We start from the raw sequence: 25,842 nt of genomic DNA, 5'->3' as shown, positions 1-25,842 counted from the left end.
CTTCCCGCAGCGAAATCAAGGAGGAGGGCGAAGCCCGGGGGACATTCGCGGAGGGAAGTACCCGGTGGCCTGCGCACACGCCCTGAACCACAAGAACACCCAAGAACGGAACCCCTCATGCAAATAGAAACCCCTCCCAGCGAAAAGCCCTACGAAAAACCCGAAGGCGAACGCCGCGGCATCGTCATCGTCAACACCGGCGACGGCAAGGGCAAGAGCACCGCAGCATTCGGCCTCGCGTTGCGCGCACACGGCCGCGGCAAGGCCGTGAAGATCTACCAATTCATGAAGGTGCCCTCGGCGCGCTTCGGCGAGCACCGCATGTTCGAGCAGATCGGCATTCCCATCGAAGGCCTGGGCGACGGCTTCAGCTGGAAGAGCCAGGACCTCGAACGCTCGGGTCAGCTCGCGCGCGACGGCTGGGAGAAGGCCAAGGCCGCCATCCTGTCGGGCGACTTCTTCCTCGTGGTGCTCGACGAGATCACCTACCCGTTGATCTACGGCTGGCTGCCGCTCGAAGGCGTGCTCGAGACCCTGCGCGCGCGCCCCAAGCACGTGCATGTCGCGCTCACCGGCCGCCGCTGCCCGCCCGAGATCATCGAGCTGGCCGACACCGTCACCGAGATGCAGATGGTCAAGCACGCGTTCAAGGCCGGCATCCCGGCGCAGCGCGGCATCGAGGACTGACCCCGATGGTGGCGCATGCGTTCGCGGCCGACGAGGCGAAGGCGGTGTACCGCGCCATCCACGAGCGGCGCGACATGCGCCACTTTGCGGGCGGCGAGGTGGCGCCCGAGGTGCTGCGCCGCCTGCTCGACGCCGCGCACCATGCGCCCAGCGTCGGCTTCATGCAGCCGTGGCGCTTCATCCGCGTGCGCGGCGAAGGGCTGCGCCGGCAGTTGCACGAGGTGGTCGAGCGCGAACGCGTGCTCACCGCCCGCGCGCTCGGCCAACGCGAAGAGGAGTTCATGCGCCTCAAGGTGCAGGGCGTGCTCGACGCGGCCGAGCTGCTGGTGGTGACGCTGGCCGACGGCCGCGAGCCGCATGTGTTCGGCCGCCGTACCCTGCCGCAGATGGACCTGGCCTCGGCCTCCTGCGCCATCCAGAACCTCTGGCTTGCGGCGCGTGCCGAAGGGCTGGGCATGGGCTGGGTGTCGCTGTTCGACCCCGCCGAGCTGGGCGTGCTGCTCGGCCTGCCCGAAGGCGCCGAACCGATCGCCTTGCTGTGCCTGGGCCCGGTGCATGCGTTCTACGAAGAGCCGATGCTGCAGCGCGAACGCTGGGCCCGGCGTGCGCCGCTGGCCTCGCTGGTGTTCGACGAAAGCTGGGGCCGGCCGTCGGACCTGTTCGATTCTTCTTCCACTTCATCTTCTTGCGTGGAGCCCACCTGATGCTGGCCTTCGACACCGTTCTCTTCGAGCTTGCGCGGCTGTTCCTGTGGCCCGTGACGCTCGGCGTGCTGCTGTCCTTCGTCTATGCGGTGTACTGCCTCGGCGCCTTCGGCATCGAGTGGTGGCAGCGCCGACGCGACCCGTCGCGTGCGTTGGTGCTGCAGCCTCATGCGCAGGCCAGCCAGGAACAGATGGAGCTGGTCGTGCTCAAGCAGCTCGAAGGCGTGCGCCTGTGCAGCCGCGTGGCGCCGATGCTGGGGCTGATCGCCACCATGATCCCCATGGGCCCGGCGCTCGTGGCCGTGGCCTCGGGCGAATCGCAGGGCGTGGCGCAGAGCCTGGCGCCCGCGTTCGCGGCCGTGATCGTGGCGCTGGCCTCGGCCTCGATCACCTTCGTGGTCTACACCGTGCGCCGCCGCTGGCTCATGCGCGAGCTGGTGATGCTGCTCGACGCGCGGGACCGGCTGTCATGAGCCGACGCCAGTTCTCCATCCTGAGCAGCCTGGACAGCGACGACGACGACCCGGTGCTCTCGACCATCAACCTGATCGACGTCTTCATGGTCGTCATCGGCATGCTGATGATCGCGGTCATCAACAACCCGGTGAACCCGTTCTCGCAGGACAAGGTGACGGTCATCCGCCACGAGGGCCAGCCCGACATGGAGATCATCACGCGCGAAGGCCGGAAGGTCACGCGCTTCAAGGCCAGCGGCGCGACGGGGCAGGGCGATGGCGAGAAGGCCGGCACCGCCTGGCGCCTGAAGGACGGCACGATGATCTACGTGCCGGCGGACGCGGTGCCGGCGCCGGGCGGGAAGTGACGCGGCTTTTCGTCTTCTGGCTCGGGCTCCTGTGCCTGGTGGCGCAGCCTGCGGTGGCGGCCGAGTCGGGTGTCGTGGTGCTGAGCACGGCGCTGGTGTCACCTGCGCGTGTGGTGCGGCTGCAGACGGCGGCGCGTGAGGCCGGCGTGCCGCTGCAGGTGGTGTCGGCTGCGCAGGACGCGCCCGAGGCGTTGGCTACCGCACTCGATGGCGCGCGCCTGCTGGTCATCGATGCGCCGCACCTCAGCGTCGCCCAGTCGGCGGCGGCGCGCTTCGGCGAAGTCATCGCGCGAACCTCCGTTCCCTATGTGCAGATCGGTGAATTCGCGCTCGTGGCAAAGGGGCAGAAACCACCCGAGGTGCCGCCGCTCGCGGCCGAGCGCGGCGTCGATGCGGCTTGGGCGCAGCGCCTGCGCGCCTACTGGCGTTTCCCGGGCGAAGCGAACCTGAAGGCCTCGGTGCAGGCGATGGCACGCGTCGGAGATGTCGCCGGTCTGCCCGACCCCGTGCCGTTGCCGCTCGCGGGCTTCTATCACCCCGACTGGCCGCGCGTCGAAAGCAGCATCGCGGCCGTCGAGGCATTGCCGGGCGGTCAAGGCACCGTCGCCATCGCCGTCAACAGCGCCACGCTCACCAGCGACGACACCGACTGGCTCGACCGCCTGATCGGCACGCTCGCGCAGCGTGGCCTGCGCGCCTACGCCTTCTACGGCCCGCGCCAGCAGAAGGACCTGTTCTTTCGCATGACGCACTCGGGGGAGGGCGAGCGCGAGCGCCGCGTGGCCGACCTCCTCATCAACGCCGCACTGGTGTTCAGCCCGAACGAACGCAAGGCCGAACTCGAACGCATCGGCGTGCCCGTGCTGCAGACGCTGCCCTCGCTGGCCATGGACGCGGCGCAATGGGCGCGCAGCAAGGACGGCCTCGCGCAGACCGACATCGCGGCCTACTACAGCCCGAGCGAACTCGCGGGCATGACCGACCCGATGCTGGTCACCGCTCGCGACGCCGCCACCGGCAGCCTGCAGCCGCTGCCTGCGCAGATCGACGCCGTGGCCGACAAGGCCGCCGCGCTGCTGCGCCTGCGGCGCACGCCCGCCGCCGAGCGCCGCGTGGCGATGCTGGTCTACAACTACCCGCCGGGCGAGGCCAACTTCGGCGCGTCGTTCCTCAACGTGCCGCGCAGCGTCGACCGGATGCTGTCCGCGATGCAGGCGGCCGGCTACCGCACCGAGGCACCCGGCGCGGACAAGGTGATCGCACAGGTGCAGGCCACGATGAAGGCCTACTACCCGACGGCGCAAGGCGGCGATGCGCTGCAGCCGCTGCTCGAGCAGGGCCTGGCCGACACGCTACCGCTGTCGCAGTACCTCGCCTGGTTTCGCGCGCTGCCCACCGACACGCAACGCCGCATCGAAGCCTACTGGGGCCCACCCGAGGCCTCGACGATGCTGCGGCCCGTGGCCGGCGCGCCGGCCTTCGTGGTGCCGCGCGTGCAGTTCGGCCAGGTGGTCGTGCTGCGCCAGCCACCGCGCTTCGAGCCCGGCACGCAGGTGGCCGACAAGGCGCAGCAGGTCTACCACCGCGCGGCCGTGCCGCTGAGCCACGGCTACCTCGCCACCTACCTCTGGCTGCGCAGCCGCTTCGGCGCCGACGCGTTGGTGCACGTGGGCACGCACGGCACGGTCGAGTGGTCGGCGGGCAAGGAGCGCGGGCTCTCGGTGCAGGACGACCCGCTGCTCGCGCTGGGCGACGTGCCCAACGTCTACCCGTACATCATGGACAACCTCGGCGAGGCGACCACCGCCAAGCGCCGCGGCCGCGCGACGATGGTGAGCCACTCGACGCCCATGTTCACGCCCGCGGGCTTCCGCCCCGGCGTGCGGGACGTGCACGAACGCCTGCACGACTGGGAAACGCTGTCGCCCGGCGCGGTGAAGACCGCACTGGAACGGCGCCTCACCACCGACTTCGTCGAGCAGCACTACGACCGCGACCTGCAATGGACGCCCGCGCGCATCCGCGCCGATTTCGCCGGCTTCATCGCCGTGCTGCACCCGTACCTCGACGAGCTGGCGCAGACCGCGCAGCCGCTGGGCCTGGCCACCTTCGGCGAGGCGCCCGATGCGCAGCGGCGGCGCCAGACGATCCTGCAGATCCTCGGCAAGCCCGTGGCGCAGGCGATGGGCGAAGACCTGGACGAGATGTTCCTCACCGATGCGCAGGGCATCGCGGCCTCGAAGCCTGCGCGCTGGCTGGAGGCCGTGCTGGCGGGCAACGACACGGCCACCGATGCTGAACCTTTGCGTTCGCTTGCCGCCCGGGCCCGCGCGCTCGACGCGGTACTGGCCCACAACGAGGAAATCGAAGGCCTGCTCACCGCGCTCGACGGCCGCTACCTGAAGTCGCGCTACGGCGGCGACCCGGTGCGCGACCCCGACAGCCTGCCGACCGGGCGCAACCTCTACGGCTTCGACCCCAGCCGCGTGCCCACGCGCGCCGCCTGGGACGCCGGCGTCGCCGCGATGGACGACTGGATCGCCGCGCATGCCCGCACCCACGGCGGCCGTGCGCCGCAGAAGATCGCCTTCACGCTCTGGGCTGGCGAGGCCTCGCGCCACCAGGGCGTGACCGAGAGCCAGGCCTTCCACGCGCTGGGCGTGAAGCCGCGCTGGGACGAGGCGGGGCGCATGGTCGGCATCGAGATCGTGCCGGCCGCGGTGCTGAAACGTCCGCGCATGGACGTGCTGATCAGCGTCACCGGCTCCTACCGCGACCAGTTCCCGCACGTGATGCGCTGGCTCGACGAGGCCGTGCAGCAGGTGGCCGCGCTCGACGAGCCCGGCAACGCCGTCGCGCAGCACAGCGAGGCGATGGCGCGCACGCTGCGCGCCGGGGGCGCGACGGCGACCGAAGCGCGGCGCTGGTCGACCGCGCGCGTGTTCTCGAACGAGCAGGGCAGCTACGGCGCCGGGCTCGAGGAAGCGGTGCTTGCCACCGAGCTCTGGAAGGGCCAGCAGCGCGGCGGCGGCGACGCGCAGATGGCCGGGCTCTACATGGACCGCATGGGCCACGCCTACGGGCGCGGCCTCGACGGCGCGACGCGCCCGGGCGCCTTCGCGGGCAACCTCGCGCAGGTCGATGCGGCGCTGATGGCGCGCACCTCCAACCTGTATGGCGTGCTGACCAACGACGACCCGTTTCAGTACCTGGGCGGCATCGCGCTGGCCGTGCGCCATCTCACGGGCAAGGACCCGGCGCTGTACGTGCAGAACCTGCGCGACGGTGCGGCTGTGCGCACCGACACCGCCGCCGGCGCCATCGCACGCGAGATGCAGACGCGCTACCTGCACCCGCAATGGATCGAAGCGCAGAAAGCCGAGGGCTACAGCGGCGCGCTGCAGGTGCTCAAGACCGCGCAGTTCCTCTGGGGCTGGCAGGCGACCGCGCCCGCCGCGGTGCGCGCGGACCACTGGCAGTCGCTGCACGAGGTCTATGTGCGCGACACCTACAAGCTCGGCACGCGGCAGTGGCTGGAGCGCGAGAACCGCGCCGCCTTCGCACAGACGCTGGAGCGCATGCTCGACGCCGTGCGACTGAACTACTGGACGCCCGATGCCACGACGCGGCGCGAGCTGGCGCAGGCCTACACGGAGGCGGTGCGTGCCACGGGGTTGCGGGAGCGGAACGAGGCGGTGCAGCGGTTTGCGCAGGCTGCCTTGGCGCCGTCGCCTGTCACTGCCCCTGCACCGGTCGTCGCAGCACCCGCCGTCGCACCCGTCGAAGCGACCCAGCCCGCACCCGAATCGCCCGCCGCACCGGACCTCGCGCAACCGGTGGCCGGCCTCCAGCTGAAGCCCGTCGCCGACACCCCGCCGCCGTCCGCCGTGCTGCCGCGCCTGCTCGCCGCTTTCGGCGCTGCCTTGCTGCTGGCCGTCGGCGCGCTGGTGCAATGGCGGCGCGGCAGGTCCGTGCCCGTCGCCTGATTCACGAGAATGTCTGCTATGCCCGCGCTCGATCCTTTCGCCGTCTTCGCCCTCGCGCTGGTCGCCGCCTTGTGGCTGGCACTGGCCGTCGACCGCTGGCTGGGCGAGCCGCCCGCCGCACTGCATCCGGTCGTGTGGATGGGCCGCTACCTGGACTGGATCGGCAGCCGCCTCGCGCCGCGCGCCGCCGACGCGAAGCCGCGCGACCTGCCGGGCTTCGCGATGGGCGCGCTCGGCTGGTGCGTGGGCGCGATGGCGGCGTTCGCCGTCGCGTCGGCGGTGCAGAGCCTGGCGATGCAATGGCTGCCGGTCTGGGGCATGGCCGTGGTGCTCGGGCTCGCGTTCAAGCCGCTCTTTGCGTGGCGCATGCTGCGCGACGAGGTGCTGGCGGTCGAGGCCGCGCTGGGCGAATCGCTCGACGCGGGCCGCGCACGGCTCGCGCGCCTCGTGAGCCGCGATGTCTCGGTGCTGAGCGAGCGCGAGGTGCGCGAGAGCGCCATCGAGTCGCTGGCCGAGAACCTCAACGACTCGCTGGTGGCGCCCGTGTTCTGGTTCGTGCTGTTCGGCCTGCCGGGCGCGGCGCTCTACCGCTTCGCCAACACCGCCGATGCCATGTGGGGCTACCGCGGCGAACGCGGTGGCCGCGACTGGACCTGGTTCGGCAAGTGGGCGGCGCGCGCCGACGACGTGCTCTCGTGGCTGCCCGCGCGCCTCACCGTGCTGCTGCTGGCCCTCGCGGCCGGCCGCTGGCCGCGCGGTGTGGCCCGCGAGGCGCGCCGCACGCCGTCGCCGAACAGCGGTTGGCCGATGGGGGCGATGGCGCTGCTGTTGGGGGTGCGGCTTGCGAAGCCGGGTGTGTATGCGCTGAACGGGGAAGGGCGCGCCGCCACGTCGGCCGACACCGCGCGCACCGCACAGCTCGGTGAACGGGCGGCGTGGGGGCTGGCGGTGATCGCTTCGCTCGCGATGCTGTCGCCGTTGCTGGCGAGGTGGGCATGACGAATCCAAGCATGGTGCACGGCGGCCCCGACGAGACCGGCGCCGCGCCGCACGACTTCTCGACCAACGGCAACGCGGTGGGCTCGTGCCCCGTGGTGCTCGCCGCGCTGCGCGAGGCCGACGCGGCGCACTATCCCGATCCGCGTTACACCGCGCTGCGCACCGCGCTCGCCGATTTCCACGGCGTGGCCGTGGGGCGCATAGCGATCGCGGCGAGCGCGAGCGAATTCATCCACCGCATCAGTGCCGCCGTGGCACACGCAAACGGCGGAGAGGTCTGGCTGCCCGCGCACAGCTACGGCGACTACGAACGCTCGGCCTTGGCCTGGGGCCTCGGCGTGCGGCGCGCACCCGAGGAGGCCGACGGCGCCGCGCTGCGCTGGTGCTGCGAACCGTCCAGCCCGTTCGGCCAGCCGCAACCCGACATCGCGCAGCATGCCGCGAGCGATGCCGTCTGCGTGCTCGACATGGCCTACGAGCCGCTGCGCCTCGAAGGCCAGCCCTCGCACGACGCCGCGCAGCGCGACCGCCTCTGGCAGCTGTGGACGCCGAACAAGGCCATGGGCCTCACGGGCATCCGCGCCGCCTACGCCATCGCGCCTGCGAACGCCGACGTGGCGGGCCCGCTGCTGGAGCGGCTCGCACGCCTCGCACCGTCGTGGCCGCTGGGCACGCACGGCGTCGCGTTGCTCACGACCTGGACCACCGACGAAGCGCAAGGCTGGCTGGCGCGCAGCCTCGACATCTTGCGCGACTGGAAGGCACGGCAGCGCGCCGTGTGCGAATCGCTGGGCTGGCAGGTGCTGTCCGGCGACGCCAACTTCTTCGGTGCGCAGCCCGACGTGCCATACCTGCCCCGCGCCGCCGCACTGCGCGCCGAGGGCATCAAGCTGCGCGACTGCGCCTCCTTCGGCCTGCCGGGGCACCTGCGCCTGGGCGTGCTGCCGCCGGCCAGCCAGCACGCATTGAAGGCCGCGTGGGCGAGGGCCAGCGCCGCACGACACAGCGGCTGAGCGCACCTCGCACCACAATAGGGCCGTCTCAAGAAAAGGAAAACGAACAGGCCCATGCTCTACGCCATCACCACGCTCTTCCTGTGCCAGCTTGCGGGCGAACTGCTCGTGCAGTGGCTGTCGCTGCCGATTCCCGGTCCGCTGATCGGCATGCTGCTGCTGTTCGTCGGCCTGCTGGTGCGCGGCGGCGTGCCGCAGGAGTTGACCGACACCTCGGGCCACCTGCTGCGCAACCTGATGCTGCTGTTCATTCCGGCGGTGACCGGCGTCATGCTGCATTTCGAGCGGGTGGGGCGCGAGTGGCTGCCGTTCCTGGCGGCCGGCGTCGTGGGCGGTGCCTTCACCATGGCGGTGACCGCGCTCACGCTGCGCTGGATGATCCGCATCACGGGCAAGGACGCCGAATGAACGCGCCCGCCAAGTTGTCTGAAATCTGGGTCTTCCTGGCCCAGTCGCCGCTGCTGTGGCTGTCGCTCACGCTGCTGGCCTACCTGGGCGCGCTGTGGCTGCATGCGCGCAGCGGGCGCAACCCGATGGTCAACCCGGTGCTGGTGTCGGTGATCGTCATCGTGGGCGTGCTGCTGCTCACGCGCACGCCTTACGACACTTACTTCGAGGGCGCCAAGTTCGTCCACTTCCTCATCGGCCCGGCCACCGTGGCACTGGCCGTGCCGCTGTACAGCCAGGTCGGCCGGCTGCGGCGCCTGTGGCTGCCGATCGGCGTGGCGCTGCTGGTGGGCTCGGTGGCCGCCATCGTGTCAGCCATCGGCATCGGCTGGGTGCTCGGTGGCTCGCGCGAGCTCCTGATGTCGCTTGCGCCCAAGTCGGCCACCATGCCGATCGCGATGGGCGTGGCCGAGAAGATCGGCGGCCTGCCGTCGCTGGCCGCCGTGGCCGCGGCCATCGCCGGCATCTCGGGGGCGATCATGGCGACGGGTTTGCTGAACCTGCTGCGCATCAAGGAACCCGCCGTGCGCGGCTTTGCCGTCGGCATGGCGGCGCACGGCATCGGCACGGCGCGCGCCATCCAGGTGAACGAGACCGCGGGCGCGTTCTCGGCCCTGGCGATGGGGCTCAACGGCATCGCGACCGCGCTGCTGGTGCCGCTGATCGTGAAGCTGATGACCGTCTGACATCCATCGTTCATTCATCCATCGAGGAGCACGACCCATGTCCGAGTACACCGCCGAGATCGTCTGGGAGCGGGGCGACCAGGACTTCCTGGCCAACACCTACAGCCGCCACCACGTGCTGCGCTTCGACGGCGGTGCGCAGGTGCCGGGCTCTTCGTCGCCGCACGTGGTGCCGCTGCCGTTCTCCGACGCGTCGGCGGTCGATCCGGAAGAGATGTTCGTGGCCTCGCTGTCCAGCTGCCACATGCTGTGGTTCCTCACCATGGCAGTGAAGCGCAAGTTCGTGGTCGACCGCTATGTCGACGCGGCCACCGGGGTGATGGAGAAGAACGCCGAAGGGAAGATGGCGATGACTGTCGTCACGCTGCGTCCGCAGGTGAGCTTTTCGGGCGAGAACCTGCCCACGCCCGAGCAGATCGCGCGCATGCACCATCGGGCGCATGAGGAGTGTTTCATTGCGAATTCGGTGAAGACTGAGGTGCGGTGCGAGCCGGTCGACTGACAAGAATCGCTCTCCGCACGCCTTGGCAGCGCTGATCCAGCCCTGAGAGGAGGCCGGAAAAGGCGCCCCTCAGCGCCGCTGCAACCGCGGATTCTTCGCAAACAGATCCGCCGCCCAGTCCACAAACGCCCGCACCTTCGCGCTCAGGTGCCGGTTCGGCGGGTACACCACGTGGATCGGCAGTGGGTCGCGCTGCCAGTCGGCCAGCACCTCGACGAGTTCGCCGCTTTCCAGCAGCGGCTCGGCGGTGAAGGTGATGCACTGCGACAGGCCGAAGCCCGCGAGCACGGCCGTCATGTGCGCATTGCTCTCGTTGACCGACACGCGGTAGGGGCCGTTGAGCTCGATGTACTCGTCGCCCTTCTTGAACTCGTGCGGGTACACGCGCCGGGTGGTGCCCGAGAAGTAGCTCACGACGTGGTGGCGCTTCTCGATGTCGTTCGGATGCTGCGGCGCACCATAGCGCTTGATGTAGGCCGGCGAGGCCACGGTGACGAAGTGCAGGGTGCCGATGCGGCGCGCCACCAACGATTGGTCGCTGAGTTCGCCGGCCCGGATCACGCAGTCGACGTTGTCGCTGATCAGGTCGACGGTGCGGTCGCTCACGCCCAAATCGACCTGGATGTCGGGGTAGCGGTCGCAGAAGCTGGCCAGGTTGGGCAGGATGATCTGCTGCGCCACCGAGGTGCCCACGTCGATGCGCAGCCGCCCCGTGGGGTTGGCCTGCGCGTTCGTCATGCTGGCTTCCATGTCGTCGAAGTCGTTCAGCAGCCGCGCGGCGCGCTCGAAGTAGGCGGCGCCGTCGGGCGTGACGGTGACGCGCCGGGTCGTGCGGTTGAGCAGCTTCACGCGCAGGCGCGATTCCAGCGCCTGGATCTGCTTGGTGACGGTGCCCTTGGGCAGGGCCAGAGAGTCGGCGGCACGGGTGAAGGTGCCGGCTTCCACCACGCGGACAAAGATCCGCATTGCCTGGATTTGATCCATCGAATGCCTGTTCAGGGAGACCGGCGTATGCCGGAAGGAGGCGGATTCTCACACAAGGAATGCGCCCCTACGGTATGCCCGATTGTTCTCCGTTTGGAAACAGAGTAGGGCTGTGTTTCCTGTTTCAACGCGCTTGTAGCGCCTTATATTTCAACCATCGCCCATCCCCCTGAGGTCGCCCATGTCACCCCGTCCATCGTCCCGGTCCGCTGAAGCTGCTGCGCTTGCCGCGGCGCAAGGCGTGGAGTCCGATCTGTCGATCGAGCTGCCCGGCCGCGAGCCCGTGGCTGCCCGTGTCTACGGTCAGCGTCCGCGGGGCGAGACCGTGCCGCTGGTGCTGCATTTCCATGGCGGCACCTTCATCTGCGGCAACCTCGACAACGGCCGCAACGTGGCCCGGCTGCTGGCCGGCGCGGGCGCGGTGGTGGTGTCGCTCGACTACCCGCTGGCCCCGGCGGCCCCGTTCCCGGAACCGGTCGAGGTGGGCTATGCGGCGCTCGAATGGCTCTACAAGCAGCGCGTGAAGCTCGGCGGCAAGGGCGCCCAGGTGTACCTGGCCGGCGAAGAGGCCGGCGGCAACCTGGCGGCCAGCGTGGCCCTGGTGGCCCGCGACCGCGCCCATCCGCCGCTGGCAGGCCAGATCCTGCTGTCGCCCATGCTCGACCCGTGCGCCGGCACCGCCTCGCTGCGCAATGCCACGAACGACGCGGCCGAATGCCGCTGGGCCACGGGCTGGGCCAAGTACCTGAGCTGTCCGTCGAACGCCACGCACCCCTATGCGGTGCCGAGCGGATCGCTGCGGCTGGCCGCCCTGGCGCCGGCGCTGGTGCTGGTGGGGCCCGACGACGCGATGCGCGACGAGGCCATGACCTTCGCAGGTCGCCTGCGCTCGGCCGGCATCGAGGTCACGAGCAGCGTGCTGACCGGGGCCGACAACTGGCCCAAGGCGCTGTACGACACCGAGGCCGTGGGATGCGCATCCTGCGAAGCCAGCGTGCAGCAGCACTTCCGCGAGTTCTTCAGCGCCACCACACCGCCCCCGGCGGTCCCTGAGCCCAGCTAGGCCCGCGAGGGTCCGCTCCGCCCCCTGAACCAAGCCGCCGCCTCCACCGAGGCGGGTGGCAGGGCTTTCTGTTCTCTGAATTCCGCCTCCTGACGCCGCCGGCGCCGGGATGGCCTGTTGCATCCCGAAAAAGTCATCGAGAAGGACGAACCATCATGTCGAACAAGAACGAACAATCGCTGTCTTCCATCACCCGTAAGGGGCTGTGGCCCGCCGTGACCGGCCTCACCGCGGTGCTGGCCGTGGCCGCCGCGGTGGTGGGCATGTACAGCTTCAAGGCCGAGGCCACCGCCCCGGTCGCCGCGCAACAGGGCACGCCGGTGTCGGTCGCCACCGTGGCGTCGAGCGAGATCAACGCCTGGGACGAGTTCTCGGGCCGGCTCGAAGCCGTGCAGCGCGTCGACGTGCGCTCCCGCGTGGCGGGCGCCGTGCAGGCGGTGCACTTCCGCGAAGGCGCGCTGGTGAAGCAGGGCGACCTGCTCATCACCATCGACCCGGCGCCGTACGCCGCCGAAGTGGAGCGCGCCGAAGCGCAGGTCGCCTCGGCGCAAGCCCGCCAGGCCTTCAGCCGCAGCGAGCAGGAGCGTGCCCGCCGCCTGTGGGACGAGCAGGCCATCGCGCAACGTGAACTCGACGAGCGCGTGAACGCCGGCCGTGAAGCCGAAGCCAACCTGCGCGCCGCGCAAGCCTCGCTGCAGACCGCACGCCTGAGCCTGGGCTACACGCAGGTGCGCGCACCGGTCTCGGGCCGCATCGGCAAGCTCGAAGTGACGGTGGGCAACCTCGTGGCCGCCGGCCCCGGCGCGCCCGTGCTGACCACGCTGGTGTCGGTGAGCCCGATCTACGCGAGCTTCGACGCCGACGAGCAGGTCATCACCCGCGCCTTGAAGGATCTGCCGGCCAACGCCGGCGCCCGTGGCCAGATCGACACGATCCCCGTGCAGATGGGCACCGCCGGCCTCGAAGGCACGCCCTTCACCGGCAAGCTGCAGCTGATCGACAACCAGGTCGACGCCCGCAGCGGCACCGTGCGTGTGCGCGCCTCGTTCGACAACAAGGACGGCGCGCTCATTCCGGGCCAGTTCGCCCGCATCCGCATGGGCCAGGCCCGCAACGACACCGCGCTGCTGGTGAGCGAGCGCGCCATCGGCACCGATCAGAACAAGAAGTTCGTGATGGTCGTGGGCGATGACAACAAGGCCATGTACCGCGAAGTGACGCTGGGCGCGCCCATCAACGGCCTGCGCGTGGTGAGCAAGGGCCTGAAGGCCGGCGACCGCGTGGTGGTGAACGGCCTGCAGCACATCCGCCCGGGTGCGCTGGTGGTGCCGCAGACCGTGACGATGGACGCCAAGCTCGATACGAAGCAACAACAACCGGAACGCGTGGCCGAGGCCGCGAAGTCCTGATTTCGGAGGAGGGCGCCCTGGCGCCCGCCGGAGAACCAACATGAATCTCTCAAAATTCTTCATCGACAGGCCGATCTTTGCCGGCGTGCTGTCGCTACTGATGCTGATCGCGGGCCTGATTGCGCTGCGCGGTTTGCCGATCTCGGAGTACCCGGAAGTCGCGCCGCCTTCGGTGGTGGTGCGCGCAACGTACCCGGGCGCCAACCCGAAGGTGATCGCCGAGACGGTGGCCACGCCGCTCGAAGAGCAGATCAACGGCGTCGAAGGCATGCTCTACATGGGCAGCCAGGCGACGACCGACGGCGTGATGACGCTCACCGTCACCTTCCGCCTCGGCACCGATCCCGACAAGGCCCAGCAGCTCGTGCAGAACCGCGTCTCGCAAGCCGAGCCGCGCCTGCCCGAAGAAGTGCGGCGCCTCGGTATCACGACCGTCAAGAGCGCACCCGACCTGACGATGGTGGTCCACCTCGTCTCGCCGAACAACCGCTACGACATCAACTACCTGCGCAACTACGCGGTGCTGAACGTGAAGGACCCGCTCGCGCGCATCGAAGGCGTGGGCCAGGTGCAGATCTTCGGCGGCGGCGACTACTCCATGCGCGTCTGGCTCGACCCGCAGAAGGTCGCGCAGCGTGGTCTGTCGGCTTCCGACGTGGTGGCGGCCATTCGTGGCCAGAACGTGCAGGCCGCGGCCGGCGTGGTCGGCGCTTCGCCGGGCCTGTCGGGCGTGGACATGCAGCTGTCGATCAATGCGCAAGGGCGCTTGCAGAGCGAAGAAGAGTTCGGCGACATCATCGTCAAGAGCGGCACCGACGGCGCCGTCACGCGTCTGCGCGACATCGGCCGCCTCGAAATGGGCGCCGCCGACTACTCGCTGCGTTCGCTGCTGAACAACGACCCGGCCGTCGGCATGGGCGTGTTCCAGGCACCGGGCTCCAACGCGCTGGACATCTCGGCCAACGTTCGCAAGACGATGGAAGAGCTGAACAAGAACATGCCGGAAGGCCTGGAATACCGCATCGCCTACGACCCGACGCAGTTCGTGCGCGCATCGATCGAATCGGTGATCCACACGCTGCTCGAAGCCATCGCGCTGGTGGTGCTGGTGGTGATCCTGTTCCTGCAAACGTGGCGCGCGTCGATCATTCCGCTGCTGGCTGTGCCGGTGTCGGTGATCGGTACCTTCGCGGTGCTGCACGTCCTCGGTTTCTCGATCAACGCGCTGAGCCTGTTCGGGCTGGTGCTGGCGATCGGCATCGTGGTGGACGACGCCATCGTGGTGGTGGAGAACGTCGAGCGCAACATCGAAGCGGGGCTCACGCCGCGTGAGGCAACGTACCGCGCGATGCGCGAAGTGTCGGGCCCCATCATCGCGATCGCGCTGGTGCTCGTGGCCGTGTTCGTGCCGCTGGCGTTCATCAGCGGTCTCACGGGGCAGTTCTACAAGCAGTTCGCGGTGACCATCGCGATCTCGACGGTGATCTCGGCCATCAACTCGCTGACGCTGTCGCCCGCGCTTGCCGCACTGCTGCTGCGCGGTCATGACCAGCCGAAGGACGCCCTGACGCGCGGCATGGACAAGGCCTTCGGCTGGCTGTTCCGTGGTTTCAACAAGTTCTTCCATCGCGGCTCCGAGGCCTACAGCGGCGGCGTCAAGCGCGTGATCTCGCGCAAGACGCTGATGCTGGTGATCTACCTGGCGCTGGTCGGCGTGACCTTCGGCCTCTTCAAGGCGGTGCCCAGCGGCTTCGTGCCGGCGCAGGACAAGCAGTACCTCATCGGTTTTGCCCAGCTGCCCGACGGTGCCACGCTCGACCGCACGGAAGAGGTGATCACCCGCATGGGCGAGATCATGAAGAAGAACCCGAACGTGGAAGACGCCATTGCCTTCCCGGGCCTGTCGATCAACGGCTTCACCAACAGCTCGAACTCGGGCATCGTGTTCGCCACGCTCAAGCCCTTCGACCAGCGCAAGCGCGCCGATCAAAGCGGAGGTGCGGTGGCCGGGCAGCTCAACGGCGCCTTCTCGAGCATCCAGGACGCGTTCATCGTGATGTTCCCGCCGCCGCCGGTGGCAGGCCTGGGCACGACCGGCGGCTTCAAGCTGCAGATCGAAGACCGCGCCTCGGTCGGCTACGACCAGATGGACGTCGCGGTGAAGGCCTTCATGGCCAAGGCGTATGCGGCGCCTGAGCTGACGGGCATGTTCACGAGCTGGCAGGTCAACGTGCCGCAGCTGTATGCCGACATCGACCGCACCAAGGCGCGCCAGCTCGGTGTGCCGGTGACGGACATCTTCGACACGATGCAGATCTACCTCGGTAGCCTGTACGCCAACGACTTCAACAAGTTCGGCCGCACGTACTCCGTGCGCGTCCAGGCCGATGCGCCGTACCGCGCCCGTGCCGAAGACGTGGGCATGCTGAAGGTGCGCTCGACCTCGGGCGAAATGGTGCCGCTGGCCGCGCTGATGAAGGTCAACTCGACCTTCGGTCCGGAACGCGCCATGCGCTACAACGGCTACCTGGCCGCTGACATCAACGGCGGCCCGGCCCCTGGCTATTCGTCGGGCCAGGCGCAGGACGTGATCACCAAGATCGCGGCCGAGACGCTGCCCAAGGGCGTGAGCTTCGAGTGGACCGAGCTGACGTACCAGGAAATCCTGGCCGGCAACTCCGCCTTCCTGGTGTTCCCGCTGGCGATCCTGCTGGTGTTCCTGGTGCTGGCCGCGCAGTACGAAAGCCTGACGCTGCCGATCGCGATCATCCTGATCGTGCCGATGGGCATCATGGCCGCGATGGCGGGCGTGTGGATCTCGGGGGGCGACAACAACGTCTTCACGCAGATCGGGTTGATCGTGCTGGTGGGGCTGAGTGCGAAGAACGCGATCCTGATCGTGGAGTTCGCACGGGAGCTGGAGTTCGCCGGACGCACGCCGATCCAGGCCGCGATCGAAGCCAGCCGCCTGCGTCTGCGCCCGATCCTGATGACCTCGCTGGCCTTCGTGATGGGTGTGCTGCCCCTCGTGCTCTCGACCGGTGCCGGCTCCGAGATGCGCAAGGCGATGGGCGTGGCGGTGTTCGCCGGAATGATCGGTGTGACGGCCTTCGGCCTGTTCCTGACGCCGGTGTTCTATGTGCTGATGCGCCGCCTGGCGGGCAACCGGCCGCTCAAGCTGCATGGCGAAGTGCCGCACGGTGACGACTTCGTGTCGGCCGACCATCCGGTGGCGCCTTCGCACGGTGGCGGTGGTGGCGGTCTGCACCCGGTGCCGGCCTCGCCGCGCCCCTCGCATGGCGCGCATGACTGATCGACAAGAAGAAAGAAGGTTGTCCATGACATTCGCAATCCCAACCCTGATGCGCCCCTTGCGCGCCGCCGTGTTGCCGCTGGTGGCGGCCCTGGTGCTGGCCGGTTGCGCCAGCGTGCCTTCGGGCATGCCCACGGTGCCGACCGCGGCGCAGTTCAAGGAACAGCCGGGTGCCACGGCGCCGGCCGGCTTCACCCGGGCCACGCCCGCCGAGGCGCAGCCGCGCGGCGAGTGGTGGCTGGCGTTCAACGACCCGGTGCTCAACACGCTGATCCAGCGCGCCGAGGTCGACAACACCAACATCCAGGCCGCCGCCGCGCGGCTGGCCGAGGCCCGCGCGCTGGCGCGCAGCGCCCAGGCCGACCGCCTGCCGCAGATCGGCCTGGGCGCCGGCGCCAACCGCGGTGCGGGCCTGGACAAGGCCACGGCCAGCACCCGGCCGGGCACCATGACCAACATCGGCGCCACCTTCTCGTACGAGGTCGACCTGTTCGGCCGCCTCTCGGGCGCGGCCGATGCGGCCAAGCTCGACGCGGCCGGCCGCGAGGCGCTGCTGCAGAGCACCCGCCTCGCCGTGCAGGCCGAGGTGGCGCAGACCTACCTGCAGCTGCGCGCGCTCGACGCCGAACGCGTGCTGGTGCGCGAATCGGTCGCCGCCTACCGCGACACGCTGCGCCTCACGCAGCGCCGCCAGCAGGCCGGCGACATCGCCGAGCTCGACGTGGCGCGCGTGCAGACCGAGGTGTCGTCCACCGAGTCGGACGCGCTCGCGCTCGATCGCCAGCGTGCCCAGGTGGAACACGCGCTGGCCGTGCTGGTGGGCGATTCGGCCTCCAGCTTCGGCATGCGGCCCGACGACTGGGCCACTGCGCTGCCGGTGATCCCGCCGGGCGTGCCGTCCACCGTGCTCACGCGCCGGCCCGACGTGTCGGCCGCGCAGAGCGCCGTCATGGCGGCGCAGGCCCGCGTGGGCGTGGCGCAGACCGCGTGGTTCCCGAACATCTCGCTGACCGGCGCGGCCGGCTACGCCTCGCCCGAGATCGGCGACCTCTTCAAGTGGTCGGCCCGTTCGTGGGGCGTGGGTGCGCTGCTGTCGCTGCCGATCTTCGACGGCGGGCGCCGCGAGGCCGGCGTGCAGGGCGCCAACGCCCAGCTCGACGGCGCGCTCGCCAGCTACCGCTCGCAGGTGCTGGTGGCGTTCCAGGAGGTCGAAGACCAGCTGGCGGCCATCCGCATCCTGCAGGAGCAGTCGGTGGTGCAGGCGCAGGCCGTGACCTCGGCCCAGCGCGCCACCAGCCTGTCGGACACGCGCTACCGCAACGGCTACGTGAGCCAGCTCGACCTGCTCGACGCGCGCCGCAGCGAGCTGCGCAACCGGCGCCAGGCGCTGCAGGTGAAGTCGGCCCAGTACCAGGCGACGGTGGGGCTGATCCGCGCCATCGGCGGCGGGTGGGAAGTGCCGGCCACGGAGAAGGTGGCGACCCGCTGATCGGGTCGATCCGGGCTCAGGCGCCGTCGCCAGGGCCCGGATGCGTCGCCGTGGCGGCGACCTGTTTCAGCGCCACCACCCCCAGCGCGAGCGCGCTCGAATAGCTGGCCTGCGGGCGCGCAGCCACCCGCAGCTGCCGGTAACCGAGCGTGTCGGAGGTGCTGCCGGTGTCGTGGACGGCTTCGAGCAGGAGCCAGTAGAACCGGCCCGGCTCGCGTTCCTCGACCGTCAGCGCCAGATCGTTGAGGGCGGACATGGCTTGGCGGATGCGGCCCGCAGCGGGCCGCACCCCTTGGTACGTCCGATTCGGCTTTCCGGATTCGGTTCAGCGCTCAACGACAATCCCCGAATGAGTTCTAGAGCGACAAGCGGGCCGGCGCGCTGCGTCATGGTCCTGGGCACCACGAGCGGCGCCGGCAAGAGCTGGCTGGCCACCGCGCTGTGCCGGTGGTATGCCCGCCAGGGGCTGCGGGTGGCGCCGTTCAAGGCGCAGAACATGAGCAACAACGCCCGCGTGGTCGAGGGCGGCGAGATCGGCAGCGCCCAGTACTTCCAGGCCCTGGCCGCCAACGCCGTGCCCGACGTGCGCATGAACCCGCTGCTGCTCAAGCCCGAGCGCGACACCCACAGCCAGGTGGTGCTGATGGGGCAGGTGAGCGAGGCGCTGTCGACCCTGCCGTGGCGCGGGCGCAGCGAACGCGTCTGGCCGCAGATCGCGCAGGCCTTCGACGAACTGCGCGCCGAGAACGACGTGGTCGTCATCGAAGGCGCCGGTTCGCCGGCCGAGATCAACCTCATGGCCAGCGACATCGTCAACCTGCGCGTCGCCCGCCACGCCAATGCCCGCTGCCTGCTGGCGACCGACATCGACCGCGGCGGCGCCTTCGCCCACCTGTACGGCACCTGGGCGTTGCTGCCCGAGGCCGACCGGGCGCTCATCCATGGGTTCGTGCTCAACAAGTTCCGGGGCGACGCGTCGCTGCTGGCGCCCGCGCCGCAGCAGCTGCAGGCGCTGACCGGCGTGCCTACCGTGGCCACGCTGCCCATGTGGTGGCAGCACGGCCTGCCCGAGGAAGACGGCGTGTTCGACGACCGCAGCCGCGCCAGCGGGGTGGTCACGCGCACCGTGGCGGTGGTGGCCTACCCGCGCCTGAGCAACCTCGACGAATTCCAGGCGCTGAAGAACGTGCCCGGCGTGCGCCTGGTCTGGGCCCGCACGCCGGCCGACGTGGCCGGCGCCGACTGGATCGTGCTGCCGGGCTCCAAGCACACGAGTGGCGACCTGGCCTGGCTGCGCGCGCAGGGGCTGGACCGCGCGGTGGCCGAGCATGCCGGGCGCGGCGGCGCGGTGCTGGGCGTGTGCGGCGGGCTGCAGATGCTGGGCGAGGCGCTGGTCGATCCGCACGGCATCGACGGCAACGCGCCCGGGCTCGGGCTGCTGCCGCTGGTGACCGTGTTCGAGCGCGAGAAGACCGTGCGGCACCGCGAGGCGACGTTCTCGGCAGACCTCGTGGCCGGCCCCTGGGCCGCGCTGGCGGGCGTGCGCATCGCCGGCTACGAAATCCACCACGGCCAGACGGCGGCCCACCCCCAGCTGGCCCACGACGGCCGCGCCGTGATGCCCGAGGGCCTGGCCTGGCAGAACGCGCGCGGCAACGTGCTGGGCCTCTATTTGCACGGCCTGTTCGAGGACCCGGCCGCGCTGCAGGCGCTGTTCGGCACCACGGCGCCCACGTTGGACGCCACCTTCGACGGCCTGGCCGACTTCATCGACACCCACTTCGACGCCGGCGTGCTCGCCGGCCTGATCGCATGACCGACACCGATTTGATCCCTGCCATTCCCGACATCGCCGACGCCGCGCTCGCGGCGCGCCTGCAGGCCGCGCTCGACAACAAGACCAAGCCCGTCGGCGCGCTGGGCCGCCTCGAAACGCTGGCGCTGCGCATCGGCACCATCCTGGGCACCGAGCAGCCCGTGCTCGACGCGCCGCAGATGCTCGTGTGCGCGGGCGACCACGGGTTGGCGGCGCGCGGCGTGTCGGCCTACCCGAGCGACGTGACCTGGCAGATGGTCGAGAACTTCCTGGCCGGCGGCGCGGCCGTCAGCGTGCTGGCGCGCCAGCACGGCCTGGCGCTCACCGTGGTCGATTGCGGCGTGCGGCGCGACTTCCAGCCGCGCCCCGGCCTGGTGTCGCGGCGCATCGCCGCCGGCACGGCCGACGCCTCGGCCGGCCCCGCCATGACGCCCGAACAGTGCGCCCAGGCCATCGCCAACGGCCGCGAGGTGGTGCGCGCGCTGCCGGGCAACGCGCTGCTGCTGGGCGAAATGGGCATCGGCAACAGCTCGTCCGCCGCGCTGCTGCTGTCGCGCCTGGCCGGGCTGGACATCGGCCTGTGCACCGGCGCCGGCACGGGACTCGATGCCGACGGCCTTGCGCGCAAGCGCGAGGTGCTGCGCGAAGTGCTCGCCCTGCACGCGGGTGCGACCGCGCCGCTCGAGGCGCTGGCCGCGTTCGGCGGCTTCGAGGTGGCGACGCTGGTCGGCGCCGTGCTGCAGGCGGCGCAGGAGCGGCGCGTGATCGTGGTGGACGGCTTCATCGCCAGCGCCGCCGTGCTGGTCGCCCAAGCGATCCGCCCGCAGGTGACGCAGCGCTGCGTGGCGGCGCACAGCTCGGCCGAGCCGGGGCACACGCTGCTGCTGAAGCACCTCGGGCTCGAGCCCTTGCTGAACCTCGACCTGCGACTGGGCGAGGGCTCGGGCGGCGCGCTGGCGTGGCCGCTGCTCGAATCGGCCTGCCGCATCCTGCGCGAGATGGCGAGCTTCGAATCGGCGGGCGTGTCGCGCCAGCAATGAACGGCGTGCGCCATTTCCTGCTGGCCGTCCAGTTCTTCACCCGCGTGCCGGTGACGGGAAAACTCGCGGCCTGGGTCGGTTTCAGCCCACAGATGCTGCGCGCCGCCGCGGCGCACCTGCCGGCCATCGGCTGGATCGCGGGCGGGGTGGCGGCGGCCGTGTTCGTGGCCGTGGGGGCGGGTTTGCCGGGCGTGGCAGGGGCGCTGGTCGCGGCGGTGCTGAGCACCGTCGCCACCGTGATGCTCACGGGTGCCTTCCATGAGGACGGCCTGGCCGACGTGGCCGACGGCCTCGGCGGCTCGGCCAGCCGGGAGCGCGCGCTGGAGATCATGAAGGACTCGCGCATCGGCGCCTTCGGCGCGGTCGCGCTGGTGCTGGCGCTGGGCCTGAAGTTCGGCCTGCTGGCCGCGCTGGCCGCGCGCGGGCTCGACGTGGTGGCGGTGTCCATCGTTGGCGCGCACGTGCTGTCGCGGCTGGCGCCGCTGTTCCTGATCCGCTGGCTGCCCTATGTGGGCGACAGCAGCGGCAGCAAGGCGAAGCCGCTGGCTGACGCGATCAGCGGTGGCGCGCTGCTCGTCGCCGTGCTCTGGACCGCACCCGCCGTGGCGCTGCTGCTGTGCGCGCACGACGCGGTGCATGTGGGCGCGGCGCTCGTGGCGCTGGTGCTCGCCGGTGGCTGGATGGCGCGGCTCTTCGTGCGTCGGCTGCAGGGCTTCACGGGCGACGGGCTCGGCGCGACGCAGCAGGTGTGCGAGCTGGCGATCTACCTCGCGTTGGCGTGGAAGGCATGAGCACCGCGACCGCCCAGCTCTGGCTGCAGCGCCACGCGCCGGTGATCGCGCCGGCGGGCCTGTGCTACGGCTCGACCGACCTCGACGCCCATGCGGACGGCACGCAGGCCGCTGCCGCGCGCATCGCCACGGTGCTGCCGGTCGGCATCGCGCTGTGGAGTTCGCCGCTGCGGCGTTGCGCCATGCTGGCGGATGCCATCGTCGCGCTGCGGCCGGATCTGTCGGTGCGGCGCGATGCGCGGTTGGCCGAGATGAGTTTCGGCGCCTGGGAAGGGCGCCTGTGGTCGGCTGTGGCCCGCGAGGAATTCGAGGCCTGGACGAATCGTTTTGCTGATGCTCCCGCAGGAGGCGATGGCGAGAGCGTGCGCGCCTTCATGCAGCGCGTGGCTTTGGCGCACGCCAACTGGCTGGCGACCGGTGCCGACGCGCTGTGGGTCACGCATGCCGGCGTGCTGCGGGCGGTGCAGCTGCTGTCGCAGGGCGTGTCGTGCCCCGAGCGGGCCGATCAATGGCCCAACGACGCAGCGGCCTTCGGCGACTGGCGCGTGGTCGCCGCGCCGGTCGGCTGACGAGGCGCTGTCAGTTCTTGGCGCGCCACTGCTCGCGCCAGAGACGATCGAGCTGCCCCGCGAACTGCGGCGAGGGGCCGCCCAGGAGCTGGTTCTGCCCGTTGCGCTGCACCAGGCCATAGAGCCGGCCCGAGCCCTGGTCGTAGAGCGCGATGGCGTTGTGGTCGTAGCAGTCGTGTGGCTTGCAGAAGGCGTGCAGCAGGTAGCGCGTGCCGTCCACCGTCACCCATTGCGGCTCGGGCGACGGGCCTTCGCGGCGCACCAGCCAGCGCTCGGTTTCGCGCGCGCCCAGCGCGGCGCGCCAGGCCTTGTCCATCGCGGGGCCCCGGGCGAGGGCGGCCGGGCTGCCCGTGGCCGGTGCCGGCGGCTTGGGGGCGGCGGTCGCGGGTTCGGCGGGCGGCGCCGCGGCGCGCGCCGGACCGTCGCAGCGCCAGTAGCGCGGCTTCATCAGCTCCGACCCCAGCTGGCCCATGACCGGCTTGTCGGCCTTCAGCGTGATCGACTGGCCGCGCGCATCGCGAAAGACCAGGAAATTCATCATCGCGTTGTCGCCCTTGTCCACGCGGCTCATCAGCGCCACGTCGAAGTTCGGCGGCGGCGGCTGGTTGCCGAAGAAGCTGTGGGCCGTGTCCGGCTGACGGCCGACCACGCGGCGCTTGCCGCGTTCGGCGATCAGCATGTCCTCGCGCACCTGCAGCGTCGGTGCCGCCGCGTCGGCGCAATTGGTGGACCAGCGTCCGCCGTAGAGCGCCATCGTCTCGGGCGGCAGCACGCCGTCGCGCGACCAGGCGGCGCCCGCGCTGCACAGCGCTGCGAGGAAGAGGAGGGCGGCGGAAGGCGTCTTCTTGAAAATCGTTGTCGTCGTCATGTGCGATGTGTGTGATGCCGCTCAGGCGGTCTTGGGGGCCGGTGTCTTGGGCTTGAACGAGCAGAAGGTGGAGACCGCGCATTCCCAGCAGCGCGGCTTGCGCGCCACGCAGACATAGCGCCCGTGCAGGATCAGCCAGTGGTGCGCGTGCAGGCGGAATTCGGGTGGGATGCGCTTTTCGAGCTTGAGTTCCACGTCCAGCGGCGTCTTGCCGGGTGCGAGGCCGGTGCGATTGCCGATGCGGAAGATGTGCGTGTCGACCGCGATCGTCTCCTCGCCGAAGGCCACGTTGAGCACCACGTTGGCCGTCTTGCGCCCCACGCCCGGCAGCGCCTCGAGCTCGGCGCGCGTGCGCGGCACCTCGCCGCCATGCAGCTCGACCAGCATCCGGCAGGCCTCGATCAGGTGCTTGGCCTTGCTGCGGTACAGCCCGATCGTCTTGATGTACGACTCCAGCCCTTCCACTCCGAGGTCGAGGATCGCCTGCGGCGTGTTCGCCACCGGATACAGCCGGCGCGTCGCCTTGTTCACGCCCACGTCGGTGGCCTGCGCCGACAGCAGCACGGCGGCCAGCAGTTCGAAGGGCGTGGTGTATTCGAGTTCCGTGCGCGGCTCGGGGTTGGCGGCCTGCAGGGTGGCGAAGAAGAGGGGGATGTCGGATTTTTTCATGGGTCGTGGGGGCCGCCGTTCATTGCAAGGGGCTCGCGGGGCGCATGCCGTGGAAGGCAGGGCGAGCACCGGCGTTTGCGGCGATGGATGCAATATATCGTCGAAAAGCCATGGCCCTACGCAGCTTTCCTGCCCGGGCTTTCGCGACAATGACGCCCAGAAAGTGAGACTGACCATGCAATTCGCCTCCCGCCTCGACAACGTCGAAACCTCCGCCATCCGCGAACTCTTCAAGCTGCTGGGCAAGCCCGGCATCATCAGTTTTGCGGGCGGCTTTCCCGACAGCGCCATGTTCGACGTCGAGGGCCTGAAGGAGGCGAGCCAGAAGGCGCTGGCCGAAGAGCCCGGCGCGGCCTTGCAATACGGCGCCACCGAAGGCTACGAGCCGCTGCGCAACCAGCTCAGTTCCTTCATGAAGACCAAGGGCGTCGACGTGGACCCCAGCGGCCTGATCGTCACCACCGGCAGCCAGCAGGCGCTGGACCTGCTGGGCAAGACCATGATCTCGCCCGGCGACAAGGTGATCGTCGAAGGCCCGACCTTCCTGGCCACGATCCAGTGCTTCCGCCTGTACGGCGCGCAGCTCATCAGCGCGCCCATCGACGCCAACGGCGTGAAGACCGACGAGCTCGAAAAGCTCATCGCCGAGCACAAGCCCAAGTTCGTCTACCTGATCCCCACCTTCGGCAACCCCAGCGGCGCGATGCTGAGCCTGGAGCGCCGCAAGAAGGTGCTCGAGCTGGCCGTGAAGTACCAGACGCTGATCGTCGAGGACGACCCCTACGGCGACCTGTACTTCGGCGAAGCGCCGCCGCCGTCGATCATGTCGCTGAGCAAGGATGTGCCTGGCAGCCGCGAGCTGCTGGCGCATTGCGGCAGCCTGAGCAAGGTGCTCAGCCCCGGCCTGCGCATCGGCTGGATGATCGCGCCGACCGAGCTGCTGGCCAAGGCCACGATGTGCAAGCAGTTCAGCGACGCCCACACCAGCACCTTCGCGCAGGCCACGGCCGCGCAGTACCTCAAGAGCGGCCGCATGCCCGGCACGCTGGCGCATGTGCGCGAGGTCTACGGCCAGCGCGCGCAGGCCATGGGCGCCGCGCTGACGCGCGAGCTGGGCGATGCGGTGAGCTTCACGCAGCCCAACGGCGGTTTGTTCTTCTGGGCGCGCCTGACGGGCGCCAATGGCAAGCTGGCCGATGCCAACGAGTTGGCCAAGCGTGCGATCGAGAAGCTGGTGGCCTTCGTGCCCGGCGCGCCGTTCTTCGCCGAGAAGCCCGATGTGGCGACGCTGCGCCTGAGCTTCGCCACGGCCGACATCGAGAAGATCGAAGAGGGCGTGAAGCGCCTCGGCCAGGCCCTGTAACGCCGACGTTCAGGGGGACCGGTGCAGCCGGGGCGCTGCCAGCAGGTCCAGGTTGTCTGAAATGGCCGCATCCACGTTCGGATAGCGGCCTTTCATTTTGGAGAGCGTCATGATGGTCTGCAGCGCCTTCAGGTCCTTGACCGACGGCGCGACCTTGATCTGCGCGATGGCCGCCGGGGCGTTGCCGCCGTTCACCAATGCCATCACCTTGCTTGCCCAGTCGTTTGCGCGTGCCATGTCTTCACCTGCTTTCCATTTGAACCGCCGACTTTACACAGCGGGTTACCATCACCCATGAGAAAAACCTTCCAGCTTCAGGTCGAGGGCAAGCACCCCGACCGTCTCCTCGAAGCCGTCAAGCACGAGATCCGCAAGTACATCAAGCGCGAGCGCCGCCGCGACCTGCCCGAAGGCGCCGACTTCTGGGACTTCGACTGCCGGTTCGGCACCGCCCAGGAATCCGCCGAAACCATCCACCTCACGGCCATCACCGGCCTCATCGACGGTGTGGTGAAAGAGGGCGGCAAGCAGTTCTACATCGAGATCCTGGCCAAGCCCGGCAAGCGCCAGCCGCGGCCTGCGGGTGCGCCCGACCACGCCGAGAACGACGGCGAGGAATAA

At 70.1% G+C, this 25,842-nt stretch carries 25 protein-coding genes; 20 read left to right on the top strand and 5 right to left on the bottom strand.

Features of this window, described 5'->3' with window-relative positions; translation table 11 throughout:
* The first annotated feature begins 117 nt into the window (after nt 1–117).
* From cobO to AC07YS_RS01390, 10 genes are read left to right on the top strand one after another with little or no spacing between them, the layout of a single operon-like run.
* Nucleotides 118–687 carry a cob(I)yrinic acid a,c-diamide adenosyltransferase gene (gene cobO / locus AC07YS_RS01435; RefSeq protein WP_062479880.1) on the top strand — a complete coding sequence of 190 codons (570 nt, stop codon included), beginning with the start codon at nt 118–120 and terminating at the stop codon, nt 685–687.
* 5 nt (nt 688–692) lie between these two features.
* Nucleotides 693–1,391 carry a 5,6-dimethylbenzimidazole synthase gene (bluB, locus tag AC07YS_RS01430; RefSeq protein WP_495270109.1) on the top strand — a complete coding sequence of 233 codons (699 nt, stop codon included), beginning with the start codon at nt 693–695 and terminating at the stop codon, nt 1,389–1,391.
* Entirely contained in the window at nt 1,391–1,864 is a 474-nt protein-coding gene (locus AC07YS_RS01425) for a MotA/TolQ/ExbB proton channel family protein (protein WP_159271949.1), read from the top strand. Before bluB ends, AC07YS_RS01425 begins: the two co-directional genes overlap by 1 nt.
* Nucleotides 1,861–2,214: a DUF2149 domain-containing protein gene (locus tag AC07YS_RS01420; RefSeq protein WP_070060498.1), complete on the top strand. Its 354-nt coding sequence runs from the start codon at nt 1,861–1,863 to the stop codon at nt 2,212–2,214. The genes AC07YS_RS01425 and AC07YS_RS01420 overlap by 4 nt, the downstream gene beginning before the upstream one ends.
* On the top strand, nt 2,211–6,200 hold the full coding sequence (gene cobN / locus AC07YS_RS01415; RefSeq protein ID WP_495270108.1) for a cobaltochelatase subunit CobN: 3,990 nt from the start codon (nt 2,211–2,213) through the stop codon (nt 6,198–6,200). Before AC07YS_RS01420 ends, cobN begins: the two co-directional genes overlap by 4 nt.
* Before the next feature lie 18 nt (nt 6,201–6,218).
* Entirely contained in the window at nt 6,219–7,199 is a 981-nt protein-coding gene (gene cbiB / locus AC07YS_RS01410) for an adenosylcobinamide-phosphate synthase CbiB (protein ID WP_495270111.1), read from the top strand.
* A complete protein-coding gene (locus tag AC07YS_RS01405) occupies nt 7,196–8,212 on the top strand; it encodes an aminotransferase class I/II-fold pyridoxal phosphate-dependent enzyme (protein ID WP_495270107.1) in 1,017 nt (338 codons plus the stop codon). Before cbiB ends, AC07YS_RS01405 begins: the two co-directional genes overlap by 4 nt.
* Before the next feature lie 54 nt (nt 8,213–8,266).
* Entirely contained in the window at nt 8,267–8,620 is a 354-nt protein-coding gene (locus tag AC07YS_RS01400; RefSeq protein WP_056581435.1) for a CidA/LrgA family protein, read from the top strand.
* A complete protein-coding gene (locus tag AC07YS_RS01395; RefSeq protein ID WP_095947756.1) occupies nt 8,617–9,345 on the top strand; it encodes an LrgB family protein in 729 nt (242 codons plus the stop codon). The genes AC07YS_RS01400 and AC07YS_RS01395 overlap by 4 nt, the downstream gene beginning before the upstream one ends.
* Nucleotides 9,346–9,382: 37 nt before the next feature.
* Entirely contained in the window at nt 9,383–9,847 is a 465-nt protein-coding gene (locus AC07YS_RS01390; RefSeq protein ID WP_495270106.1) for an OsmC family protein, read from the top strand.
* Nucleotides 9,848–9,916: 69 nt separating this feature from the next.
* Here AC07YS_RS01390 and AC07YS_RS01385 read toward each other — a convergent pair whose 3' ends face one another.
* Entirely contained in the window at nt 9,917–10,831 is a 915-nt protein-coding gene (locus AC07YS_RS01385; RefSeq protein ID WP_070060504.1) for a LysR family transcriptional regulator, read from the bottom strand.
* Between the two features lie 181 nt (nt 10,832–11,012).
* Here AC07YS_RS01385 and AC07YS_RS01380 point away from each other — a divergent pair, with 181 nt between their 5' ends.
* From AC07YS_RS01380 to AC07YS_RS01365, 4 genes are all read left to right on the top strand, one after another.
* Nucleotides 11,013–11,894 (top strand): alpha/beta hydrolase fold domain-containing protein, encoded by an 882-nt coding sequence (locus AC07YS_RS01380; protein WP_070060505.1) that lies wholly within the window; start codon nt 11,013–11,015, stop codon nt 11,892–11,894.
* Between the two features lie 155 nt (nt 11,895–12,049).
* Nucleotides 12,050–13,303 (top strand): efflux RND transporter periplasmic adaptor subunit, encoded by a 1,254-nt coding sequence (locus AC07YS_RS01375; protein WP_062479898.1) that lies wholly within the window; start codon nt 12,050–12,052, stop codon nt 13,301–13,303.
* Between the two features lie 40 nt (nt 13,304–13,343).
* Nucleotides 13,344–16,616, top strand: a complete 3,273-nt coding sequence (locus tag AC07YS_RS01370) for an efflux RND transporter permease subunit (RefSeq protein WP_495270105.1) — start codon at nt 13,344–13,346, stop codon at nt 16,614–16,616.
* A 25-nt stretch (nt 16,617–16,641) separates the two neighbouring features.
* Nucleotides 16,642–18,105, top strand: coding sequence for an efflux transporter outer membrane subunit (locus AC07YS_RS01365; RefSeq protein ID WP_159271940.1), 1,464 nt, complete (start codon nt 16,642–16,644; stop codon nt 18,103–18,105).
* A gap of 16 nt (nt 18,106–18,121) precedes the next feature.
* Here AC07YS_RS01365 and AC07YS_RS01360 read toward each other — a convergent pair whose 3' ends face one another.
* Nucleotides 18,122–18,361 carry a hypothetical protein gene (locus AC07YS_RS01360; RefSeq protein WP_495270103.1) on the bottom strand — a complete coding sequence of 80 codons (240 nt, stop codon included), beginning with the start codon at nt 18,359–18,361 and terminating at the stop codon, nt 18,122–18,124.
* Nucleotides 18,362–18,454: 93 nt separating this feature from the next.
* Between AC07YS_RS01360 and AC07YS_RS01355 the strand changes: the two genes are divergently transcribed.
* The 4 genes from AC07YS_RS01355 to AC07YS_RS01340 are packed head-to-tail and all read left to right on the top strand — an operon-like array spanning nt 18,455 to nt 22,321.
* Nucleotides 18,455–19,921 carry a cobyric acid synthase gene (locus AC07YS_RS01355; RefSeq protein ID WP_495270102.1) on the top strand — a complete coding sequence of 489 codons (1,467 nt, stop codon included), beginning with the start codon at nt 18,455–18,457 and terminating at the stop codon, nt 19,919–19,921.
* The gene (cobT, locus tag AC07YS_RS01350; RefSeq protein ID WP_495270101.1) at nt 19,918–20,961 is read left to right on the top strand and encodes a nicotinate-nucleotide--dimethylbenzimidazole phosphoribosyltransferase; all 1,044 of its coding nucleotides are present in this window, start codon (nt 19,918–19,920) and stop codon (nt 20,959–20,961) included. The genes AC07YS_RS01355 and cobT overlap by 4 nt, the downstream gene beginning before the upstream one ends.
* The gene (locus AC07YS_RS01345; protein ID WP_495273985.1) at nt 20,958–21,752 is read left to right on the top strand and encodes an adenosylcobinamide-GDP ribazoletransferase; all 795 of its coding nucleotides are present in this window, start codon (nt 20,958–20,960) and stop codon (nt 21,750–21,752) included. The genes cobT and AC07YS_RS01345 overlap by 4 nt, the downstream gene beginning before the upstream one ends.
* A complete protein-coding gene (locus AC07YS_RS01340) occupies nt 21,749–22,321 on the top strand; it encodes a histidine phosphatase family protein (RefSeq protein ID WP_495267260.1) in 573 nt (190 codons plus the stop codon). Before AC07YS_RS01345 ends, AC07YS_RS01340 begins: the two co-directional genes overlap by 4 nt.
* Before the next feature lie 10 nt (nt 22,322–22,331).
* Here the strand turns inward: AC07YS_RS01340 and AC07YS_RS01335 are convergent, their stop codons facing one another.
* Nucleotides 22,332–23,189, bottom strand: coding sequence for an Ivy family c-type lysozyme inhibitor (locus tag AC07YS_RS01335; protein WP_495267259.1), 858 nt, complete (start codon nt 23,187–23,189; stop codon nt 22,332–22,334).
* A gap of 21 nt (nt 23,190–23,210) precedes the next feature.
* Nucleotides 23,211–23,858 carry an endonuclease III gene (gene nth / locus AC07YS_RS01330; protein ID WP_095745121.1) on the bottom strand — a complete coding sequence of 216 codons (648 nt, stop codon included), beginning with the start codon at nt 23,856–23,858 and terminating at the stop codon, nt 23,211–23,213.
* 175 nt (nt 23,859–24,033) lie between these two features.
* On the opposite strand from nth, the gene AC07YS_RS01325 reads away from it, so the two are divergent.
* Nucleotides 24,034–25,221: an aminotransferase-like domain-containing protein gene (locus AC07YS_RS01325; RefSeq protein ID WP_495267258.1), complete on the top strand. Its 1,188-nt coding sequence runs from the start codon at nt 24,034–24,036 to the stop codon at nt 25,219–25,221.
* A 9-nt stretch (nt 25,222–25,230) separates the two neighbouring features.
* On the opposite strand, the gene AC07YS_RS01320 is transcribed toward AC07YS_RS01325, so the two are convergent.
* Nucleotides 25,231–25,458 (bottom strand): hypothetical protein, encoded by a 228-nt coding sequence (locus AC07YS_RS01320; protein WP_013541760.1) that lies wholly within the window; start codon nt 25,456–25,458, stop codon nt 25,231–25,233.
* A gap of 57 nt (nt 25,459–25,515) precedes the next feature.
* Here AC07YS_RS01320 and AC07YS_RS01315 point away from each other — a divergent pair, with 57 nt between their 5' ends.
* A complete protein-coding gene (locus tag AC07YS_RS01315) occupies nt 25,516–25,842 on the top strand; it encodes a DUF6172 family protein (RefSeq protein ID WP_492741166.1) in 327 nt (108 codons plus the stop codon).

This window comes from Variovorax sp. GW458-11-26-14-LB1, from assembly GCF_059423965.1.
This window is presented reverse-complemented; position numbering and strand designations above follow the sequence as displayed.

Coding starts and splice junctions, on each gene's coding strand:
- AC07YS_RS01385 (WP_070060504.1), bottom strand. CDS start 10,831: ATGGATCAAATCCAGGCAATGCGGATCTTTGTCCGCGTGGTGGAAGCC.
- AC07YS_RS01420 (WP_070060498.1), top strand. CDS start 1,861: ATGAGCCGACGCCAGTTCTCCATCCTGAGCAGCCTGGACAGCGACGAC.
- AC07YS_RS01400 (WP_056581435.1), top strand. CDS start 8,267: ATGCTCTACGCCATCACCACGCTCTTCCTGTGCCAGCTTGCGGGCGAA.
- AC07YS_RS01390 (WP_495270106.1), top strand. CDS start 9,383: ATGTCCGAGTACACCGCCGAGATCGTCTGGGAGCGGGGCGACCAGGAC.
- AC07YS_RS01360 (WP_495270103.1), bottom strand. CDS start 18,361: ATGTCCGCCCTCAACGATCTGGCGCTGACGGTCGAGGAACGCGAGCCG.
- AC07YS_RS01340 (WP_495267260.1), top strand. CDS start 21,749: ATGAGCACCGCGACCGCCCAGCTCTGGCTGCAGCGCCACGCGCCGGTG.
- AC07YS_RS01425 (WP_159271949.1), top strand. CDS start 1,391: ATGCTGGCCTTCGACACCGTTCTCTTCGAGCTTGCGCGGCTGTTCCTG.
- AC07YS_RS01335 (WP_495267259.1), bottom strand. CDS start 23,189: ATGACGACGACAACGATTTTCAAGAAGACGCCTTCCGCCGCCCTCCTC.
- AC07YS_RS01375 (WP_062479898.1), top strand. CDS start 12,050: ATGTCGAACAAGAACGAACAATCGCTGTCTTCCATCACCCGTAAGGGG.
- cobO (WP_062479880.1), top strand. CDS start 118: ATGCAAATAGAAACCCCTCCCAGCGAAAAGCCCTACGAAAAACCCGAA.
- AC07YS_RS01320 (WP_013541760.1), bottom strand. CDS start 25,458: ATGGCACGCGCAAACGACTGGGCAAGCAAGGTGATGGCATTGGTGAAC.
- nth (WP_095745121.1), bottom strand. CDS start 23,858: ATGAAAAAATCCGACATCCCCCTCTTCTTCGCCACCCTGCAGGCCGCC.
- AC07YS_RS01405 (WP_495270107.1), top strand. CDS start 7,196: ATGACGAATCCAAGCATGGTGCACGGCGGCCCCGACGAGACCGGCGCC.
- AC07YS_RS01355 (WP_495270102.1), top strand. CDS start 18,455: ATGAGTTCTAGAGCGACAAGCGGGCCGGCGCGCTGCGTCATGGTCCTG.
- AC07YS_RS01370 (WP_495270105.1), top strand. CDS start 13,344: ATGAATCTCTCAAAATTCTTCATCGACAGGCCGATCTTTGCCGGCGTG.
- AC07YS_RS01345 (WP_495273985.1), top strand. CDS start 20,958: ATGAACGGCGTGCGCCATTTCCTGCTGGCCGTCCAGTTCTTCACCCGC.
- AC07YS_RS01380 (WP_070060505.1), top strand. CDS start 11,013: ATGTCACCCCGTCCATCGTCCCGGTCCGCTGAAGCTGCTGCGCTTGCC.
- bluB (WP_495270109.1), top strand. CDS start 693: ATGGTGGCGCATGCGTTCGCGGCCGACGAGGCGAAGGCGGTGTACCGC.
- AC07YS_RS01395 (WP_095947756.1), top strand. CDS start 8,617: ATGAACGCGCCCGCCAAGTTGTCTGAAATCTGGGTCTTCCTGGCCCAG.
- cobT (WP_495270101.1), top strand. CDS start 19,918: ATGACCGACACCGATTTGATCCCTGCCATTCCCGACATCGCCGACGCC.
- AC07YS_RS01325 (WP_495267258.1), top strand. CDS start 24,034: ATGCAATTCGCCTCCCGCCTCGACAACGTCGAAACCTCCGCCATCCGC.
- cbiB (WP_495270111.1), top strand. CDS start 6,219: ATGCCCGCGCTCGATCCTTTCGCCGTCTTCGCCCTCGCGCTGGTCGCC.
- AC07YS_RS01315 (WP_492741166.1), top strand. CDS start 25,516: ATGAGAAAAACCTTCCAGCTTCAGGTCGAGGGCAAGCACCCCGACCGT.
- AC07YS_RS01365 (WP_159271940.1), top strand. CDS start 16,642: ATGACATTCGCAATCCCAACCCTGATGCGCCCCTTGCGCGCCGCCGTG.